At 53.4% G+C, this 19289-nt stretch carries 18 protein-coding genes; all 18 read left to right on the plus strand.

Annotated features, from left to right (window positions below; translation table 11 throughout):
* Positions 1-19: 19 nt before the first annotated feature.
* The 18 genes from rpsA to CAF79_RS20525 all read left to right on the plus strand — a co-directional run bounded on the left by rpsA (position 20) and on the right by CAF79_RS20525 (position 19158).
* A complete protein-coding gene (gene rpsA / locus CAF79_RS20440) occupies positions 20-1705 on the plus strand; it encodes a 30S ribosomal protein S1 (RefSeq protein WP_085699937.1) in 1686 nt (561 codons plus the stop codon).
* 206 nt (positions 1706-1911) lie between these two features.
* Positions 1912-2190, plus strand: a complete 279-nt coding sequence (locus tag CAF79_RS20445) for a hypothetical protein (protein ID WP_085699939.1) — start codon at positions 1912-1914, stop codon at positions 2188-2190.
* Positions 2191-2341: 151 nt separating this feature from the next.
* Positions 2342-2638, plus strand: a complete 297-nt coding sequence (gene ihfB / locus CAF79_RS20450) for an integration host factor subunit beta (protein WP_007950920.1) — start codon at positions 2342-2344, stop codon at positions 2636-2638.
* A 31-nt stretch (positions 2639-2669) separates the two neighbouring features.
* Positions 2670-2909: a lipopolysaccharide assembly protein LapA domain-containing protein gene (locus tag CAF79_RS20455; RefSeq protein ID WP_085700153.1), complete on the plus strand. Its 240-nt coding sequence runs from the start codon at positions 2670-2672 to the stop codon at positions 2907-2909.
* Positions 2910-3133: 224 nt separating this feature from the next.
* A complete protein-coding gene (rfbB, locus tag CAF79_RS20460; protein WP_170929759.1) occupies positions 3134-4210 on the plus strand; it encodes a dTDP-glucose 4,6-dehydratase in 1077 nt (358 codons plus the stop codon).
* Positions 4207-5100, plus strand: a complete 894-nt coding sequence (gene rfbD, locus CAF79_RS20465) for a dTDP-4-dehydrorhamnose reductase (RefSeq protein WP_085699943.1) — start codon at positions 4207-4209, stop codon at positions 5098-5100. The genes rfbB and rfbD overlap by 4 nt, the downstream gene beginning before the upstream one ends.
* Positions 5097-5987: a glucose-1-phosphate thymidylyltransferase RfbA gene (rfbA, locus tag CAF79_RS20470; RefSeq protein WP_085699945.1), complete on the plus strand. Its 891-nt coding sequence runs from the start codon at positions 5097-5099 to the stop codon at positions 5985-5987. Before rfbD ends, rfbA begins: the two co-directional genes overlap by 4 nt.
* A gap of 55 nt (positions 5988-6042) precedes the next feature.
* A complete protein-coding gene (locus tag CAF79_RS20475; RefSeq protein ID WP_085699947.1) occupies positions 6043-6963 on the plus strand; it encodes a glycosyltransferase in 921 nt (306 codons plus the stop codon).
* 178 nt (positions 6964-7141) lie between these two features.
* A complete protein-coding gene (locus CAF79_RS20480; RefSeq protein WP_085699949.1) occupies positions 7142-8131 on the plus strand; it encodes a glycosyltransferase family 2 protein in 990 nt (329 codons plus the stop codon).
* A 54-nt stretch (positions 8132-8185) separates the two neighbouring features.
* Positions 8186-9004, plus strand: a complete 819-nt coding sequence (locus CAF79_RS20485) for an ABC transporter permease (protein ID WP_085699951.1) — start codon at positions 8186-8188, stop codon at positions 9002-9004.
* Positions 8994-10319: an ABC transporter ATP-binding protein gene (locus CAF79_RS20490; protein WP_085699953.1), complete on the plus strand. Its 1326-nt coding sequence runs from the start codon at positions 8994-8996 to the stop codon at positions 10317-10319. The genes CAF79_RS20485 and CAF79_RS20490 overlap by 11 nt, the downstream gene beginning before the upstream one ends.
* Positions 10320-10414: 95 nt before the next feature.
* A complete protein-coding gene (locus CAF79_RS20495; RefSeq protein WP_256579452.1) occupies positions 10415-11719 on the plus strand; it encodes a sulfotransferase family 2 domain-containing protein in 1305 nt (434 codons plus the stop codon).
* A gap of 1 nt (position 11720) precedes the next feature.
* Positions 11721-12782: a glycosyltransferase gene (locus CAF79_RS20500; protein ID WP_085699955.1), complete on the plus strand. Its 1062-nt coding sequence runs from the start codon at positions 11721-11723 to the stop codon at positions 12780-12782.
* A gap of 108 nt (positions 12783-12890) precedes the next feature.
* On the plus strand, positions 12891-13358 hold the full coding sequence (locus CAF79_RS20505; protein WP_256579453.1) for a hypothetical protein: 468 nt from the start codon (positions 12891-12893) through the stop codon (positions 13356-13358).
* On the plus strand, positions 13351-14514 hold the full coding sequence (locus CAF79_RS20510) for an acyltransferase (RefSeq protein ID WP_170929760.1): 1164 nt from the start codon (positions 13351-13353) through the stop codon (positions 14512-14514). The genes CAF79_RS20505 and CAF79_RS20510 overlap by 8 nt, the downstream gene beginning before the upstream one ends.
* Positions 14515-14521: 7 nt before the next feature.
* The gene (locus CAF79_RS20515; RefSeq protein WP_256579454.1) at positions 14522-16735 is read left to right on the plus strand and encodes a glycosyltransferase; all 2214 of its coding nucleotides are present in this window, start codon (positions 14522-14524) and stop codon (positions 16733-16735) included.
* Positions 16736-16830: 95 nt separating this feature from the next.
* Entirely contained in the window at positions 16831-17763 is a 933-nt protein-coding gene (locus tag CAF79_RS20520; protein ID WP_085699957.1) for an NAD-dependent epimerase/dehydratase family protein, read from the plus strand.
* A 48-nt stretch (positions 17764-17811) separates the two neighbouring features.
* Positions 17812-19158 carry a glycosyltransferase gene (locus CAF79_RS20525; protein WP_085699960.1) on the plus strand — a complete coding sequence of 449 codons (1347 nt, stop codon included), beginning with the start codon at positions 17812-17814 and terminating at the stop codon, positions 19156-19158.
* The last annotated feature ends 131 nt before the right edge of the window (positions 19159-19289 follow it).

Consider the following 19289-nt stretch of genomic DNA (forward strand, 5'->3'; position numbering starts at 1 on the left):
CTAATCAACAGGAATTAAAATGAGCGAAAGCTTTGCGGAACTCTTTGAAGAAAGCCTGAAGACTCTGAACCTTCAGACAGGCTCCATCATCACCGGCGTTATCGTTGATATCGACGACAGAAATGGCTGGGTTACCGTTCATGCGGGCCTGAAGTCTGAAGCGCTCATCCCGCTTGAGCAGTTCTACAACGAAGCTGGCGAACTGACCATCAACGTCGGTGACGAAACTCACGTTGCTCTGGACTCGGTTGAAGACGGTTTCGGTGAAACCAAGCTGTCCCGTGAAAAAGCCAAGCGCGCTGAATGCTGGATCGTTCTGGAAGCAGCCTTCGCAGCTGAGGAAGTGGTCAAGGGCGTTATCAACGGTAAGGTTAAAGGCGGCTTCACTGTCGACGTTAACGGCATCCGTGCGTTCCTGCCAGGTTCCCTGGTTGACGTCCGTCCAGTGCGCGACACCACGCACCTGGAAGGCAAAGAGCTGGAATTCAAGGTCATCAAGCTGGACCAGAAGCGCAACAACGTTGTCGTTTCCCGTCGCAGCGTCCTGGAAGCCGAGAACTCCGCCGAGCGTGAAGCTCTGCTGGAATCCCTGCAAGAAGGCCAGCAAGTCAAAGGTATCGTCAAAAACCTCACCGATTACGGCGCATTCGTCGATCTGGGTGGCGTGGACGGCCTGCTGCACATCACCGACATGGCCTGGAAGCGCATCAAGCATCCTTCCGAGATCGTCAACGTTGGTGACGAGATTGACGTCAAGGTTCTGAAATACGATCGCGAACGCAACCGTGTTTCCCTGGGCCTGAAGCAACTGGGCGAAGATCCATGGGTTGCTATCAAAGCCCGTTACCCAGAAGGCACTCGCGTTACCGCTCGCGTAACCAACCTGACCGACTACGGCTGCTTCGCTGAGCTGGAAGAAGGCGTTGAAGGTCTGGTACACGTTTCGGAAATGGACTGGACCAACAAGAACATCCACCCTTCGAAAGTCGTACAAGTCGGCGACGAAGTGGAAGTCATGGTTCTGGATATCGACGAAGAGCGTCGTCGTATCTCCCTGGGCATCAAGCAGTGCAAGTCGAACCCATGGGAAGACTTCTCTGGCCAGTTCAACAAGGGCGACAAGATCTCCGGCACCATCAAGTCGATCACCGATTTCGGTATCTTCATTGGTCTGGACGGCGGCATCGACGGTCTGGTTCACCTGTCCGACATCTCCTGGAACGAAACCGGCGAAGAAGCCGTGCGTCGTTACAAGAAGGGCGACGAGCTGGACACCGTTATCCTGTCGGTTGACCCGGAGCGTGAGCGTATCTCCCTGGGTATCAAGCAACTGGAAAGCGATCCGTTCTCCGAGTACGTCTCGGTTAACGACAAAGGCGCAATCGTTACTGGCACCGTGAAAGAAGTTGACGCCAAAGGCGCCATCATCGTTCTGGCCGACGATATCGAAGCGACTCTGAAAGCCTCCGAAATCAGCCGTGACCGCGTTGAAGACGCGCGCAACGTTCTGAAAGAAGGCCAGCAAGTAGAAGCCAAGATCATCAGCGTTGATCGTAAGAGCCGCGTAATCCAGCTGTCGATCAAATCGAAAGACGATGCTGAAGAGAAAGAAGCCATCCAGAGCCTGAAAGCAGCTCCGGAAGGTGAAGCAGCTGACACCACCATGGCGGCACTGCTGCGTCAAGCAATGGCCAAACAGAACTGAGTTCTGTCTGATCATTAAAAAAAGGGCGACTTCGGTCGCCCTTTTTTGTGCCTGTGATTTATTTGGCGTCATGCTGTGCGTTGTCCCGGTGAAACCATTCCCTTTGTGCGGCGGTCTGTTTCTTTAATCGGATCAATCGTCTATTCGCGTCTAGGCTTAGTCTGAAGATCGCAGTAGTCGGGCAGGCGCCTGGCATAAGGATGTGAATGAACAAGTTTATAGTTCTGTTGGGTGTGTTGGTGTTGGCAGGGTGTACTACCAGCGCCAAGACCCATGCGGTGCGCGGAGTTAGCGGCATCGAAGTCGATTGCTCGGGTTTGGGGTCGGGCTGGGAGAGGTGTCAGAAGCGCGCAGCCAAGGAGTGCAAGGGTGCGGGTTATAAGGTGATTACGCGATCTGATGATGCCCGGGATGAGGATGAGTTTCCCTTTGGCTTTAATCCTGCCGGTTACGTAACTCGAACAATGCTGGTGATTTGTCGGTGAGTGAGCGTTGGCCTGCTTGCGATCCGATGCCCTGAAAATGGGCGTTTCGGCGAGCGGAAAGATATGTCAAGCCCCGGGCTGTTCAAAATCTTCAGGGCGTGCTAAAACCTTTCAAGCGCTGATCTAGCTGCTTGAAAAAGAAGGGAAAAATATGACGAAGTCGGAGTTGATCGAACGAATTGTCACCCATCAGGGGCTGCTCTCATCCAAGGATGTGGAGCTGGCCATCAAGACTATGCTTGAACAAATGTCCCAATGCCTGGCCACCGGCGATCGCATCGAGATCCGTGGTTTTGGCAGCTTTTCCTTGCACTATCGTGCGCCGCGCGTCGGTCGTAATCCGAAGACGGGTCAGTCCGTCAGCCTTGATGGAAAATTCGTTCCGCATTTCAAGCCAGGCAAAGAGCTGCGCGATCGCGTGAATGAAGAAGAGGAGGAGGGGGCTTGACGGTCGCTATCTCTCAGGGGGGGGGGGGCTCATGCGTAACCTTAAGCGCATATTTCTTGGCGTTTTTATTTTTTCACTGATCCTGGTGGTTCTAGCCTTTGTGCTCGAAAACCAGCAATCGGTATCGTTATTGTTTCTAGGTTTCAGCGGGCCACAGTTGCCAATTTCACTCATCGTAGTCTTGGCGTTGCTGACTGGTATGTTGATGGGGCCAGTGCTCGGTTGGTTTTTGGGGCGCTCCTCCAGAGCGGCGCGCAAACGCCTTGTCTGAAAGCGACAGGTGCAGGGCGTCTGTCGAAATTGCGCCTCTCCCTGTTTATATCCATTAGTAAAACGTTCGTTAAGCTGTAAAATGCAGCCCTTGTTCGACAATGCTTTATTGCGCGTCGATTCAGACTGACTTTGACGGAAGCCTCATGCTTGGTGGCTTCTGCATTCATGGATTAGACAGTGCTCGTTGATGGCGCTGTTCGCAGCTCAAGGGTATGGTTCCGCGTGAAAATTCTAGTAACCGGCGGCGCCGGGTTTATCGGCTCGGCAGTCATCCGTCACATCATCTCCAACACCACCGATTCTGTCGTTAACGTCGATAAACTGACTTACGCCGGCAATCTGGAGTCGCTGGCCGAGGTCAGCCAAAACTCGCGTTACGCATTCGAGCGCGTTGATATCTGTGATCGCGAGCAGGTCGACCGTGTTCTGCGTGAGCACCAGCCGGATGCAATCATGCATCTTGCCGCTGAGTCCCATGTTGATCGCTCGATCTCCGGCCCGTCCGAGTTCATCCAGACCAACATCATCGGTACTTACACTTTGCTGGAATCCGCGCGCCACTATTGGTCGGTGCTGGACGATACCCGCAAGAGCAACTTCCGCTTCCACCATATTTCCACTGACGAAGTTTACGGTGATCTCGAAGGCCCGGAAGACCTGTTCACCGAAACCACGCCTTACCAGCCAAGCTCGCCTTACTCGGCCAGCAAGGCCAGTTCCGATCACCTGGTTCGCGCTTGGGCCCGCACCTATGGTCTGCCGACGCTGGTCACCAATTGCTCGAACAACTACGGCCCTTGCCACTTCCCTGAGAAACTGATCCCGCTGATCATTCTCAATGCGCTGGAAGGCAAGCCGCTGCCGGTCTACGGCAAAGGTAACCAGGTTCGCGACTGGCTCTATGTAGAAGATCACGCTCGTGCGCTGTACAAAGTCGTGACCGAGGGTGTCATCGGCGAGACTTACAACATCGGCGGTCATAACGAAAAGCAGAACATCGAAGTGGTGCATACCCTGTGCGCGTTGCTCGATGAGTTGCGCCCTGATTCGGCCCATCGTCCGCATGCCAGCCTGATTACCTATGTTCAGGATCGCCCTGGTCATGACGTGCGTTATGCAATCGATGCGAGCAAGATTCAGCGTGAGCTGGGCTGGACACCGGAAGAGACTTTCGAGACTGGTATTCGCAAGACTGTTGAGTGGTATCTGAATAACACTGAGTGGGTTGAGCACGTGAAGAGCGGTAGCTACCAGCAGTGGATCGATCAGAACTACGCGGGTCGTTCGAACAAGGCATGAAGATCCTTCTTTTAGGAAAGGATGGTCAGGTGGGGTGGGAGCTGCAGCGCTCCCTCCGGCCGCTTGGTGAATTGATCGCACTGGGGCGGCATGGCGTTGACGGTTTGTCTGGCGACTTGACCGATCTGGCGTCTCTGCGCGAAACGATCCGCAAGGTCAAGCCTGACGTGATCGTCAATGCGGCCGCTTACAACGCCGTCGACACTGCCGAGTCCGAGCCAGAGCAGGCTGATCTGGTGAACGCGCAAGCTCTCCAGGTGCTGGCTGACGAGGCTCGTGAGGTGGGGGCGTGGTTGGTCCACTACTCGACTGATTACGTTTTTGGCGGTCAGGGTGAAACACCTTGGCTGGAAGGCGACGAGCCGCAGCCGCTGAATCGCTACGGCGAAAGCAAGTTGGCAGGGGAGCGCGCCGTCCAGGCCTCCGGTTGCCGTTACTTGCTGTTTCGTACCAGTTGGGTTTACAGCGCTCGTGGCGGCAACTTCGCCAAGACCATGCTGCGTCTGGGTAAAGAACGCGAAAAGCTCAATGTCATCGTTGATCAGGTAGGAGCGCCGACAGGTGCCGATCTGATTGCGGATATAACCGCACTGGCACTGCAGCAAGCGCTCAAGCGCCCGGAGCTGTCCGGTTTGTATCATCTGGCGGCCGCTGGGGAAGTGTCATGGTACGGCTATGCTTGTCATGTGCTGGATTTTGCCAAGGCCAATGGCGAATCGCTTGCCGTACAGGCAATTGAACCCATTGAGGCAGCGGCTTATCCAACTGCCGCACGTCGTCCGTTGAACTCACGCTTGAATACACAAAAGCTGCGCGACAATTTTTCTCTACACTTGCCGGATTGGCAAAGTGGTGTAACTCGAATGCTTAGGGAAGTTCTGAACAAATGACCACCAATAATCGTAAAGGCATCATCCTCGCCGGCGGCTCGGGCACTCGCCTGCATCCGCTAACCCTCGGCGTGTCGAAGCAGATGCTGCCGATTTACGACAAGCCGATGATTTTCTATCCGCTTTCGGTACTGATGCTTGCCGGCATGCGCGAGATCCTGATTATCTCCACGCCGGAAGATCTGCCGAACTTCCGCAAATTGCTGGGTGATGGCAGCCTTTACGGTATCGAGCTGACTTATGCCGAGCAGCCGAGCCCGGATGGACTTGCACAAGCGTTCATCATCGGTGAAGAGTTCATCGGCAAGGACCCTTGCTGCCTGATCCTGGGTGACAATATCTTCTACGGCCAGCACTTCTCGGACAATCTGCGCTCCGCCAACGAGCAAAAGAGTGGCGCTACTGTGTTTGGTTATCACGTTTCCGATCCGGAGCGTTTTGGCGTGGTCGAGTTCGACGCGACAGGCCGTGCCCTGAGCATCGAAGAAAAGCCTTTGAAGCCGAAATCCAACTACGCGGTGACCGGTCTGTATTTCTACGACAACGAGGTCGTGGAAATCGCCAAGAATATCAAGCCGTCGGAGCGAGGCGAGCTGGAAATCACTGATGTGAACAGGGCCTACCTCAATAAGAAGTCGCTGAATGTCGAAATGCTCGGCCGTGGTTTCGCGTGGCTGGATACCGGTACCCATGACTCCTTGTTGGAAGCCAGTCACTTCGTTCACACCATCGAGCAGCGTCAAGGCTTGAAAGTAGCGTGCCTCGAAGAAATTGCTTACCACAATGGCTGGATAACAGCAGAGCAGCTGGGTTCTCAGGCAAATGCCTTGAAGAAAACCGGTTACGGTCAGTACCTGCAAAAACTGCTGGACTCGCCTTCTCGCTGATTCGAAAGCCTCGCGCTTTCAATCGGTGGGTTTAATCGCTGCTAGCAGGAATGGCATGCCAGTAAAACATCCCAAGATTGCGGTTTTGCTGGCTGCCTACAATGGCATGCAGTGGATCGAGGAGCAGGTAGCCTCGATCCTCGGTCAGCAGTCCGTCGACGTCACTATTCATATCAGCGTTGATTTGTCCGATGACGGCACCGAGGCTTGGTGCAAAGCTCTCGCAGAGGTCGACAGTCGCGTGATTCTCCTGCCTCCCGCCGGGCGTTTTGGTGGTGCGGCGCGCAATTTTTTCCGTTTGATTCGAGATGTTGATCTGAGCGATTACGACGCTGTGTCGTTTGCAGATCAGGATGACATCTGGGAGTCCGACAAGCTGCTGCGCGCTACACAAGTCATGGCCTCACGCGGAGTCGATGCCTACTCGAGCAATGTCACGGCCTTCTGGCCGGACGGCAAGACGATCCTGCTCGACAAGAGTCAGCCACAAGTTGCCTGGGACTTTCTGTTTGAGGCGGCGGGGCCTGGCTGTACTTACGTGTTGAGCCCCGCGCTTGCCCGGTCACTGCGCCAACAGGTCATTCGGGATTGGGAGCAACTGCAGCAAGTCAGTTTGCATGACTGGTATTGCTATGCGTTCGCTCGCAGCCATGGCTTCAAATGGTTCATCGATTCTCGACCGAGCATGCTTTATCGGCAGCATGAGAGTAACCAGGTAGGCGCCAATACCGGGTTGACATCACTGTTTCAACGCTATGTCACCATCCATGAAGGCTGGTGGTTCAAGCAAGTTCAGGCCATCGCGCTGCTTGTCGGGGCGGATAAACATCCCTTCGTCAGCAGCTGGCTGCCTCTGCGGCGGCGTGATTTGCTGCGGTTATCCGTCAGGGGCGGGCAGTGCCGTCGGCGACCGCGTGACAAGTTTCTGTTTTTTTTCGTCTGCTGGCTGACTGCTGTCGTTGGCAGGAAGTTCTGATCGAGGCTGGAGCGGGTTTTGCGATTTTGCTTCGCCTGCTCGAAGCCCAACAACCGGAGATGAAAGTTCTCTATAATCGTCCGCTTCATGAAGGGAACGAATGGAGCCGATACCGCCGAAGCACTGGATATGATTCCACAGGCTTCCGACCGGCGTTTTAATTGCAGTGGAGCATACAGTGTCAAGCCCCTTATCAGCGGATTCCGAGAACTCCGGCCTGAGTGTCGATACAGTCGAAGTGCCGCAATTGGATGAGTCTGTCGCGATATTGATGTGCTCCTATAACGGTGAGCGATTTCTTTCCGAGCAATTGACCTCCATCGAACAGCAGAAACATGCGCATTGGCGTCTGTTCGTCTCCGATGATGGATCATCCGACTCGACGCTGGAGATTCTCAAGTCGTTTCAGGCGCGTATGGGGGAGCAGAAAGTGACATTGCTTTCCGGCCCTCGAGCGGGGTTTGCCAACAACTTCATGTCGGTGACCTGTCTGGAAGGCATCAGCGCTGATTTTTATGCCTGGTCCGATCAGGATGATGTCTGGGCTGCCGACAAGCTCAGCGCTGCTTTGAAGTGGCTGCGTCAGGTACCCGTTGGTGTACCTGCGCTGTACGCCTCCCGGACGACGGTGGTCAATGAGGCCGGTGTCGAAGTGGGAATGACCCCCGGATATTGCCGCGCCTTCAGCTTCCCCAATGCGCTCGTACAGAATGTCGCTGCCGGAAACACGATGGTGTTCAATCGCGCAGCGCATGAGCTTTTGAAGGCTGGGCCGACTCGGGGCATTGTCGCCCATGACTGGTGGGCCTATATGTTGGTGACCGGCGCCGGCGGGCAGTTTCACTTTGATCAGGTGCCGCATCTTTTCTATCGGCAGCATGAAACGAATTCGATAGGCGCCAATGCGGGATTCATGGCTGCCCTGACGCGTATCCGCAAGATGTTTCAGGGACGTCTGCGGCGCTGGATCGATCAGAACATCAGCCACCTTGAGCGGGTTGAGCATCTTCTGACCGAGCAGAATCGCGAGGTGTTGAGCCGGTTCAAGTCCGCTCGCAACCGGGGCGTGGCTGGACGCATCAGCGGGCTATGGCGTTCAGGTATTTACCGCCAGACGCTCTTGGGAAATCTTGGGCTTGCAGTAGCGACCATTTTCAAAGGAGTTTGATGATGAATGGTTTGAGAAGGGGTTGAAAATGAGTTTTTTTGAGGTCGCAGGTTGATGCAGAAATTTTCAGCGGCGCCTGGCGTCATGTTCTCCAGTGTCTGGCGTAATCGCGCATTGATCGTTGCTTTGATCAAGCGCGAAGTCATCGGCCGCTACCGCGGCTCCTTTATGGGCATTCTCTGGTCGTTCTTCAATCCGATCGTGATGCTGGCGATCTACACATTTGTGTTCAGCTTCATTTTCAATTCGCGCTGGGCAGGAGCCGGTGATTCGAAAGCCGAGTTCGCGTTGATTCTGTTTGCCGGCCTGATGGTTTTCAACCTGTTCGCGGAGTGCGTCACGCGCGCGCCCAATTTGATCATTTCAAACGCGAATTACGTGAAGAAGGTCGTGTTTCCACTGGAAATCCTGCCGTGCGTAATTGCCGGTTCTTCCTTGTTCCATGCGTTGGTCAGTCTGATTGTGTGGTTGCTGGCTTACGGGGTGTTTTTTGGCGTCCCGCCGCTCACATTGTTTTATCTGCCATTGGTCATCGCCCCTCTGGTGCTGATCATCCTGGGCCTGTCATGGGGGTTGGCCGCCATCGGCGTTTACATGCGAGATGTCGCGCATTTCATTGGTCTGGTGACCAGTGGCCTGATGTTCCTCGCGCCGATTTTCTATCCTGCGACGGCGGTGCCGGAGGATTATCGGCATCTACTGTTGCTCAACCCGCTCACCGTGGCCGTAGAGAACGTGAGGGTCGTACTGTTTTTCGGGCAGCAGCCTGATTGGCAGGCGCTCGGCATCTACGCATGCATAGCGATTGCAGTGGCTTACCTGGGGTTTGCCTTCTTCCAGAAGACTAGAAAGGGGTTCGCCGATGTCCTCTGAAATCGCGATCAAGCTGCAGAATGTCAGCAAGTGTTATCACATTTACGACAAGCCTCGCGATCGCCTCATGCAGATGGTCGCTGGTCAGCGCAAACAATACTATCGAGAGTTCTGGGCACTCAGGGACGTCTCGTTCGAAATCAAGAAAGGCGAGACTGTCGGTATTGTCGGCCGTAACGGCAGCGGCAAGTCGACATTGCTCCAGGTCATCTGCGGCACGTTGAACCAGACGGTCGGTGATGTTCAGACTCTGGGCCGGATTGGCGCACTGCTTGAACTCGGCTCCGGATTCAACCCGGAGTTCACCGGGCACGAGAACGTCTACATGAACGCCGCGATTCTCGGCCTCAGTCGTGCGGAAGTGGATGAGCGCTATGACGACATTGCGGCATTTGCCGACATTGGCGAGTTCATCCATCAGCCGGTCAAGACGTATTCCAGCGGCATGATCGTGCGTCTGGCGTTTGCCGTTCAGGCGATGGTCGACCCGGACATACTGATTGTCGATGAGGCGCTGGCGGTCGGTGATGAGCGCTTCCAGCGCAAGTGTTTCGCCAGGCTCGATGAGTTGAAGGCGAAGGGCACTTCGATTCTGTTCGTCTCCCACTCGGGACCGCAGGTTGTCGAGCTGTGTGATCGGGCGATTTTGATGGAGCGCGGTGAACGCGTCTGTACCGGATCGCCGATGGAGGTGGTGCGGGCTTATCAAAAGCTGATCTACGCACCAGCCGAAGAGCAGCCTCGATTGGTCGAGGAATTCCGCGCAATTGGTACGGACAAAATTGCTGTCGAAACTACCCCGCTGGAAGCTGAGCAGGATGCTCCGGCGCAAGACCAGTACTTCGATGCCGGAATGGTGCCTGAGTCGACTACGGTCTACCCCGAACAAGGTGCTCGAATCGACGCGTTCGAGGTGTTCGACAAAGAAGGACGTCGTTGCAATGTCCTGAAGGCCGGCGGTGAATACGATATCGTCATGCGGGGCAACCTCACTGACGCGGTTTCGCGGGTTTTCTTTGCGATGCATATCCGCACGGTGTCGGGCGTCGTGATTACCGGTCAGCGGTTCCCCGATGAAGGGAAATATTTTGACTGTGAAGGCGCTGAACGCGAGTTCAGAGTCACGTTCAGCTGCAAGATGGTGATGCTCCCCGGCGTATACTTCGTCGGTGGGGGCGTGTGGTCGGAGAGCGAGCCAACCCTGTGCCATCGGATTCTGGATGCTTCGATGTTCAGGGTGGTGTCGGGTCAGGGGTTGAGGTCGTTTGGTTATATGGATGTTTCCGTAGATGAACCGGCGCTTGAACTGCTCTAAAAACTTGATCTGCTGAGGGAGAATCAGTCGTTCAGATGCCTCGGGACAGGCATGTTCGAATGTATGAGGAGGCCGGGTATGGGCCCCGATATAGCGTGAATATCGGCAAGATTTCTCTTTGCATAAAAATCAATGAGGCTGAGAAAAAGGTAATGACGAGTAGTGATGACCAGCGCTTGCTGGACTATTTTTCATGGAATAGCTGCGTCTCGGATGAGCGGAAGTTGTTCTACGTGGCCACTCCAAAGGTGGCGTGCACCTCCGTGAAATGGTGGTTTGCAGAGCTTGAGGGTGTTGTTCAGGCCGTTCAGCAAGCGAAAAGCAGTTCGGAAACAGATCCGGAATTGGCCATTCATGACACGTTGCTCGCCGTCGCCCCAGGATTGTTCGTCAGATCCCCCGAGCGACTTGCTCAGATAAGGGCCGATGGGTACTTCAGCTTTGCGCTGGTGAGAAATCCCTACAAACGGATTTTTTCTGCCTGGCAATCGAAAATACTGCTGCGCGAGCCGTTGCAGATTGTTCCTTATGAAGGGCAGGATTTCGTCGAGTACCCGATTGAACTCATGTCAGATGTGGCGGGGGCTTTCGAGTGTTTTCTCGAATATCTGTACGTCCACGAGCGCGACGATTTCAAGGATTGTCATTGGACGCCTCAGTACGATTTGCTCCAGCCTGCACTTTTCCCCTACAGCGCGGTCTCAAAAATAGAAGATACTGCGGCGCTTGATGCTGCGCTGCGCGCTCACCTCGCAGAGGCATATGTAAGTCCGTTTACGACTGCTCGCGCGAACGAGAGCATGATCCCCTATCTGCCGGAATTCATCAGCCCGCGATCCGAGGAGCTGATTAAAGAACTTTATTCCAAGGATTTTGAGGAATATGGCTACTCAAAAGTCATTCCGCCTGCGAAGGAAAGTTTCTCGCAAGAGCAGTTGACGGTGGCGCTGAAGGGGGTTGAGCTTTTACGCGGCAGGCATCAACGCATGGGTGAAATGCGCCAATGTTTGAACGAACAGATGGCGGACCTGCTGAAGGATAAAGAGTGGCTTGTCGGAGATCGCGACACTTGGGCTGCTTTCGCCAAGAGCAAAGAAGAACAGATATATGCTATTGAGGCGCACTGTAGTGCTCAAGAGGCCGATAGGATTGCCAGAGACGCACAATATGGTGATCTAGAGGCCAAAATGGTCGCTAAAGAGGCGCAATATAATGACCTAGAGGTCCACAGGCTCGCTCAACAAGCTCAACTTGAGGCGTTGCGCTCTGAATGCGAAAATCTCGTAATTGAGCTGGGCCAGTCGAAGAAAGAAGCGAGCCAGTTGAAGGTGGATCTCGAACTTTCCCAAGCGGAGTTGCGCAAGGCATTGCGTGTAACTGATGAGCGTAACGGAGCGTAAAGTGGCGAAAGTTTCAGTTGTTCTTACCTCCTATAACCATGAAAAGTTTATAAGGCAGGCAATCGATTCTGTGATCAATCAGACGTTTACTGATTGGGAGTTGATTATCGTAGATGACGTTTCGCCAGATGGTTCGTGGGCCGTTATCGAAAGCTACAATGATCCAAGGATTATAAAGGTTCAGAACGATAGAACTCGCCGTTATATCTACAACATTAATCGTGCTATCGAATCGCAAAGTACCGGTGAATATATTGCCATTCACCACTCGGATGATGCTTGGGAACTGGACAAGCTGGAAAAGCAAGTGGCCGTGCTGGAGGCAAATCCCGGCATAGGTGCGGTATTTTCGCATGTTCAATGCATTGACGAGAATAACCAGCCACTCTTCGTCGAATGGTTCAATCAGCCGAACAAGCCGCGGACGGCCTGGTTGCGTTCGCTGTTTTTCAACGAAAACCAGTTGTGTCACCCAAGTGCGCTGGTCAGACGCAGTGCCTATGAACAGGCGGGTCTCTATAGAAGCGCGCATGCGCAAACAGACGATGCCGAAATGTGGACACGGTTACTGAAGATTTTCGATATCCATGTTGTTCAAGAGCGACTGACTCTACACCGTATCTTCTCGGATCAATCCAACGAAAGTGGGGATCGGCCGGACAGGCGGGCCCGGATGTGGCTGGAATGGTACTTTCAAAAGAAAAACTACATTGGCATGTCGCTGACCGACATACTTGAAGCGTTTCCCGAAAGTGTAAAGTGGGTAACGCCAAAAGGGGCCAATAGCGGATACTTGCTGGCAATGTTCGCAATCCAGATCGGCGGTTGCCCTGGCACCCGGCTGTTTGGTGTCGAACTACTGTATCAGTTGATGAACAGTAGCGAAGAGAGAGCGGAGATCGAAGCTATTCACGGCTTCAACTACCTGGATTTCATCGCGCTCACGGGTCAGGAAGAATTTTTCAACCCGGCAGCATTGGCGCCCGTAGTGCCGAGTCGCATCGTCAGCAATCCACTGCGGCGCTTTGCCGGTAAGGTAGTGCGCAGGCTAAGCAGCTGGTAACAGGGCATCTGCCAGGATAACTGACCGAGCCAGTGTTTCGTTTCTGAATGGGGCGGAGTGCTGGTTTTATGGTACGCAAAAGTAATCAGTGATGATTGGGCAGTGAGAGTGAAGGTCGATCTGAAGATATTGAGTGGTGTCCTTTTTTACGCCTTGATTGCGATAGGAGTGTTGTCCTTCGCTCGCTGGACAGGAGTCGGCAAGGTAGTTGAATTGCCCGTACCGGTCGAAGCTCCGGTCGTTCTTCCGCAAGGGGTGGATGTGGCCGTGACGAGCGCGGGGGTCACCCTGGAACTACAAGCGTGTGACATCGAAAAGTTGGGGGATGAGTTTTTCCTGCATCTTTATCCAGCGAATGCCGCGAGCGCAGGCCCGGAAGGATTCATCAATCAGCAGTTCAATCTGAAGGCCTTGACGCCAGTCCAAACCAAAAAGCAGGAAGGTCCCGGCTCTTGTCATTACCGCATTGAGTTCGCGCCGATGGCCATTACACGCGTCGCGCTAGGTCAGTTCAGGGCACCGGAAGGGCGTTGCTGTGACATATTGTGGACTAAAGAAGTGAAACTTGATGAATAACCCTCAAGCAACAGGCGCTGTACAGAATGTCCATCGTTCCTTTGGCCTGGATGTTTGTCGGACCATCGCCTGCCTGCTTGTTGTTTTCGGACATATGCTCGGGCACTCGGCACCGCATCCGGTATTGGCCGGATTTGCATTTCTTGCGACTTTCGGTGTGGACTTGTTCTTTTGTCTGAGTGGTTTTCTTATCGGCAGGATTCTGCTAAAAGAGGCGGCGCATTGGCGCGGACAAAAGATTGCCGGATTAACAGAGTTTTGGTATCGGCGCTGGATGAGGACTTTGCCGCTCTATATTTTCTTCTTTTTTGTTTCGTTGCGATTTGACTGGGCGGGCGCTACGACATTCGCCGAGCAGTTTCACTACTTGGTGTTTGCGCAGAACTTTGCATGGAACATGACGGATTTCTACCGTCTATCTTGGAGCTTGGCAGTTGAAGAGTGGTTTTACTACACCTTTCCGCTTGTCATGTTGTTGATGATCGGGCTGGGCGCAGGCGTCAAGAGCGCAGCAGCGATCGTTATTCTGGTCTTTATAGTGGTACCTTTTCTTGCGCGTATCGGATTGCCAATTCAGTCAGTGCGATATGACGATGCACGTTATGTAGTGTTGTACCGCCTTGATGCCATTGGTTTCGGCGTGTTGATCGCTTATCTCTACACTTGGCACCGCCCGATCTTTGAATGTCTGGCCAAATTTTGGTATGTGCCATTTACATTCGCTGTCGGCTTGATTGTCCTGACTCGACAAGGGATGCCATGGACTGCTGGTAGCAAGTTGGAGCAATCATTGTTTTTCACGTGGTCAGCGATATTTTTCGCCGCGTTAATACCTGCATTTTTCAGTCTGAGTGCTTCGCACCTTGATATTGTAAATCGCTTCGTGAAATATACCAGCCTGATTTCCTATTCAATTTATCTCGGCCATATTTTCGCTTTTATATTGGTAATAAATGTTTTAAATCGATATGGGTTGCATGAGCGTATTTACGATAATCCGTGGCTGGTCTACCCGATTTTCATTGTATGCGTTTACGCGCTCGCTCATCTGACATACACATTCGTTGAGAAACCGTTCTTGCGGTTACGTGATGTTAATAGCTTGTCGCTAGTCAAGTTTTTCAAAAGTCTTCAGCGTTTTGGCGCAGGGAAGTAATTATATTATGTCGAACTCTGCGCAGATTGATGCTCTTCCAAGCGCCGATCAGGTTGAAATGGCGAATCGATACGAACCGATAAATGGGGCGAGTGGTGGTCCTCAGCAAGCTGACGTCCTTGTCGTCAGCAGTGCGAGCGCTACGCTCACCGATTTTTCGAATCTGTATAGATCCCTTCTGGCGCAGACATTTCAGTCCTGGAGATGGCTGATTTGCTTTGAAGACGGCACGGCGCCGCAATTTGCCGATGAGTTCTTGCAAGCTATAGCCGTTGATAAGCGTGTGCAGGTACTTGATCGTACAGAGTGCTCTTATGCGAATGGCGTTTGGGCATTTCCTGAATATGTAGTTCTGGCTGATGCAGCAACAGCGTTTGATCCGACATTTATCGAGAAGGGTATCTGGTTTCTAGAGTCCAACCCTGAGTTTGCTTTTTGCAACTCCTTCGGCACGATAACGGGAGAGCAGCGCGTGCCAGTACAGCACAGCTTGAGTCAAGGCAAATATTACCTCGAGCACCCTCATCCCAAAGTCAGAGGCATTGTGGTTCGCAAGTCGGTCATCTTGCAGATGTCTGAAGAGGTAGCGCCTCTCGTCGACGGCAGAGATCCAACATCGTTTCTCGCTCGCTTGGCGGATGCGGGTCATTGGGGTTTTACCATTGCAGAGTTTCTGCAGACCTTTAGCAAAGTATCGTCGCGACAAGACCTTGACGATTTACCCTCACTGCCGCTCAAGCCTGTTCCTAAACCTCAGCGTCGTTATCCCTCTGCGTATGAAACATTGCCCGAGGGCGTTGTATTCAATAATCCGTTGAAAGGCAACGTGCGCGGTAGAAGGGTCATGTTTTTACTTCCGTGGATGGTTGAGGGCGGGGCTGATCGCGTAAATATTGATCTCATTCAAGGGCTCGTTGCGGGCGGCGCCGATGTAACGGTGTGCGCTACCCTAGAGGCTGATCATCGGTGGCAGGACAAGTTTGCGGAGTGGACGGCGGATATCTTCATTCTGCCGAATATTCTTTCGCTGTCAGATTTTCCAAGGTTCCTCTTGTATCTCATTGCCTCCAGACAGATCGACACTGTATTGGTAGCCGGGAGTACGCTGGGTTATCAGCTTCTTCCTTACTTGCGCACGCAGGCGTCAGCGACGACGTTCCTGGACTTGAATCATACCGAGGAAATGCACTGGCTCAACGGCGGGCATCCGCGATTTGGCGTCGGTTATCAGGATGCGCTGGACATGAACGTGGTCAGTACTCGCCATCTGTCCGAGTGGATGGTGAAGCGCAATGCTGATGCCGGGAAAGTTCGTGTCATGTACACGGGAATCAAATCGCACCCGGTATCGCTTTCGCAAACTCAGCGAGCTGAAAAACAGCGTGGTCTAGGCCTTGATGAACAGGCCTTTACCATCATTTTTGCGGGGCGCATGTGTGACCAGAAGCGACCGCTGAAGCTGGCCGAAATCCTCAACGGTTTGAAACAGGCTGGCATTCGCTTCAATGCATTGATCATCGGTGAGGGCGAATTACGTCCCGCGTTCGAGGCATCAATCAAGCAGTATGGCTTGGGTGCAGAAGTTCATGTAATTGGTGCGAAACCGCATGCTGAGTGGCTCTCATTGCTGGCGATTTCGGATGTGTTGCTAATGCCTTCGGAATACGAGGGAATCTCGGTCGCTCTTCTTGAGTCAATGGCTGCAGGCGTTGTGCCGGTGGTCGCCGATGTTGGTGGACAGGATGAACTGGTGGGGGAGGAAGCCGGGTATCTGGTCCCGCACGGCGAAGGCGAGGTCAGTCGCTATGTTGACGTATTGAAGGTGCTGTCGAAAGATCCGGCGATGCGTGAGCGAAAGGCGCAGGCGTGCCGGCAGTTGATCGAGGCTCATTACACTGCAGCCGCGACCAATCGTCAGTGGTTGCAGATCTTGGATGAGGCTCAAGCCAACAGGGCGCAGTCACCCCAACCGTTCATGACGGCAGGGCTCGCGAGAGAGCTGGCGACGACTGCGCTGGAGAACCGTCGTGTGACATCTTATCTGGATTATCTCTACTCTACGCATTGCCTGACAAATGATGCGCAGACCGAAGTTCCAGTCAAGGCCGGAATTCTACGGTTGTTAATTTCACAAGTTCGCCAATATCCATTTGCTAAATACTTGCTGAAAAAACCATTGATTAAAAAGGTTGCGCAAAAGTTGAAAGTGTTGTTTTCTTGACGCTTTGTCGCTTTTGTGTTAGTTTTTTTGTCATTTTTATTGGCTGATTAACGTCAATTTTTTTGTCATTTTTTCGATGTCAGTCGAGAGTTTTTATGAAAATTACAGTATTTGGTGGTGGTGGTTTTATCGGATCAACAATTGTTGATCGTTTGTTGTTAGATGGTCATTCAATTCGAGTTTTTGAGCGTCCTCGCGTACTTGAATATCGTAAGTTTTTATCTCATGAATGTGTCGAATGGATGACAGGCGATTTGTCGTCCACCAGTGATATAAACAAGGCAGTAGAAGGTGCCGATGTTGTTTTTCATCTGGTCTCCACCACGCTGCCGAAAAGCTCGAATGAAGATCCGGTCTACGATGTCCAGAGCAATGTAGTTGCAAGTTTGCAACTGCTCAATGCAATGGTTGCGCACAAGGTTGGCAGAATCGTTTTCATTTCTTCCGGAGGCACTGTCTATGGCGCTCCGAAGTACCTGCCGATCGATGAAAAACACCCGACAGATCCAGAAGTTTCTTATGGCATCACCAAGCTGACCATCGAGAAATATCTGCAAATGTACAACCATCTGTATGGCATCAAGCCTGTCGTTCTGCGGGTCGCCAACCCTTACGGCGAGCGTCAGCGCGTGGAGACTGCGCAGGGCGCGGTGGGTGTGTTCATCCATAACGTGCTGAAGGGCTTGCCGATCGAGATTTGGGGTGATGGTAGCGTCGAGCGCGATTTCCTGCATGTCAGCGATGTGGCCGAGGCGTTCGCCAAGGCGGTTACCTACTCGGGTAGCGCCAGTGTCTTCAACATCAGTTCCGGCGTGGGTACGAGCCTGAACAGCCTCATGTCGATGATCGAAGACGTCAGCGGTGAGCCTGTTGCCCGCAACTACAAGCCGGGTCGTCCTTTCGATGTGCCGGTGAGTGTACTGAGCAACGATCTGGCGCGCGACGAATTGGGCTGGGAGCCCAAGGTTTCGATGAAGGAAGGTATCGTGCGAACCTTTGAGTGGGCCAAGAACGAACAGCAGAAGTGAGGGTAGTCGGGTGAGTTACCGTCTACTCGGTGCGAATGTTGGTCGCAAATGAAGGTTCTGCTTACGGTTCATCAGTTTTTCCCGGAGTTTTCCGCGGGTACTGAAGTTTTGACGCTGTCCGTCGCCCGCGTATTGACCGCCCTTGGCCATGAGGTCAGGGTTTTCACGGGCTATCCGGCGAGCGAGGCGCTCGCGGACGGTGAGCGCTTCGATCAATATCGTTACGACTCGATTCTGGTTGATCGTTTTCGGCACGCCTATGTGCCCATGGGCGATCAAACTTCAAAGATCGAAATCGGTTATGACAATCATCTGGCCGCTGACTTTTTCGGGCATTTGCTGGAAGCGTTCAAGCCAGATGTCGTGCATTTCTTTCACCTCAATCGTCTCGGCACTGGCCTGATCGAAAAAACGGTCGCTGCCGGTGTGCCTGCGTTTTACACGCCAACCGACTTCTGGAGTATTTGCCCGACCGGGCAATTGCTGCGTTGTGGCGGGCGGACATGTGCGGGACCAAGTACGGATGCGGGGAACTGTGTCGTGCATTTTGCTGCCAGTCAGATGCCTGAACGCATGGGCAGACTGGCCACTGCGGTTCCGGATGTTATCAGCGACATGCTCGTGCGTATTGCTTGCTCACCGCAGATGCCATCGGGTTCTCTGGTGCGCGAGGTGCGCGCATTGAAAGGGCGTCTTGAACGTAATGTCCGGCGACTGAATATGCTGCAGGGCATAATCGCGCCTAACCAGATGATCGAAACGCTGCTGGCCCGTTATGGCGTGCGAGCAGACATCGTGGTCAGATCGTCCTACGGCATCAATCTTGACCAGCCAGTTGTGGTGCGAGACAGAGCGCGCCGTGAGCGTCCGATGGTGTTGGGGTTCATTGGTACGCTCGCGTCACACAAAGGCTGCCATGTGCTGCTGGAGGCGCTGCAGCCGTTTTCTTCACGCGATGTACAGTTGAAAATCTACGGCAAGCAGACGGATTTCCCCGACTATGTGGCCGGTTTGCATCGGCTCGCGGCTGGCAACGAAGCCGTTACGTTTTGCGGCACCTTCGCCAACGAAGACATATTCGATGTATTGGGCGGGCTCGACGCGCTGATAGTCCCCTCTGTCTGGAATGAAAACACGCCTCTGGTCGTCTATTCAGCGCAGGCTGCCGGTTGCCCGGTAGTGGCTTCAGATGTGCCTGGAATCGCTGAGGCCGTCACGCACGACTTCAATGGATTGCTGTATGAGCCTGGTAGCGTCTCGGGCCTTGAAAGCGCATTGAAACGACTGCTTGCCGAGGAGGGTTTATTGGCAAAGCTGTCGTCGAATTCCACGCCTCCAAAATCCGTTGCTGTTTATGTAAATGAGTTGTTACAGAGATGGACGTTATCCAAGTAACAGCATCGGCTATTGTTCCGGTGTAGAGGTTTTTCTTGGCGCCGGCAGACGCTGGGTCTATTCTTCACGCTTAATCACGAACTTGGGTTCAATGCTCGCAGATCTAATTTCTGGCAGCGTTGGAAAGCCTG

It is taken from the genome of Pseudomonas sp. B26(2017) (assembly GCF_002113045.1).
GTDB lineage: Bacteria > Pseudomonadota > Gammaproteobacteria > Pseudomonadales > Pseudomonadaceae > Aquipseudomonas.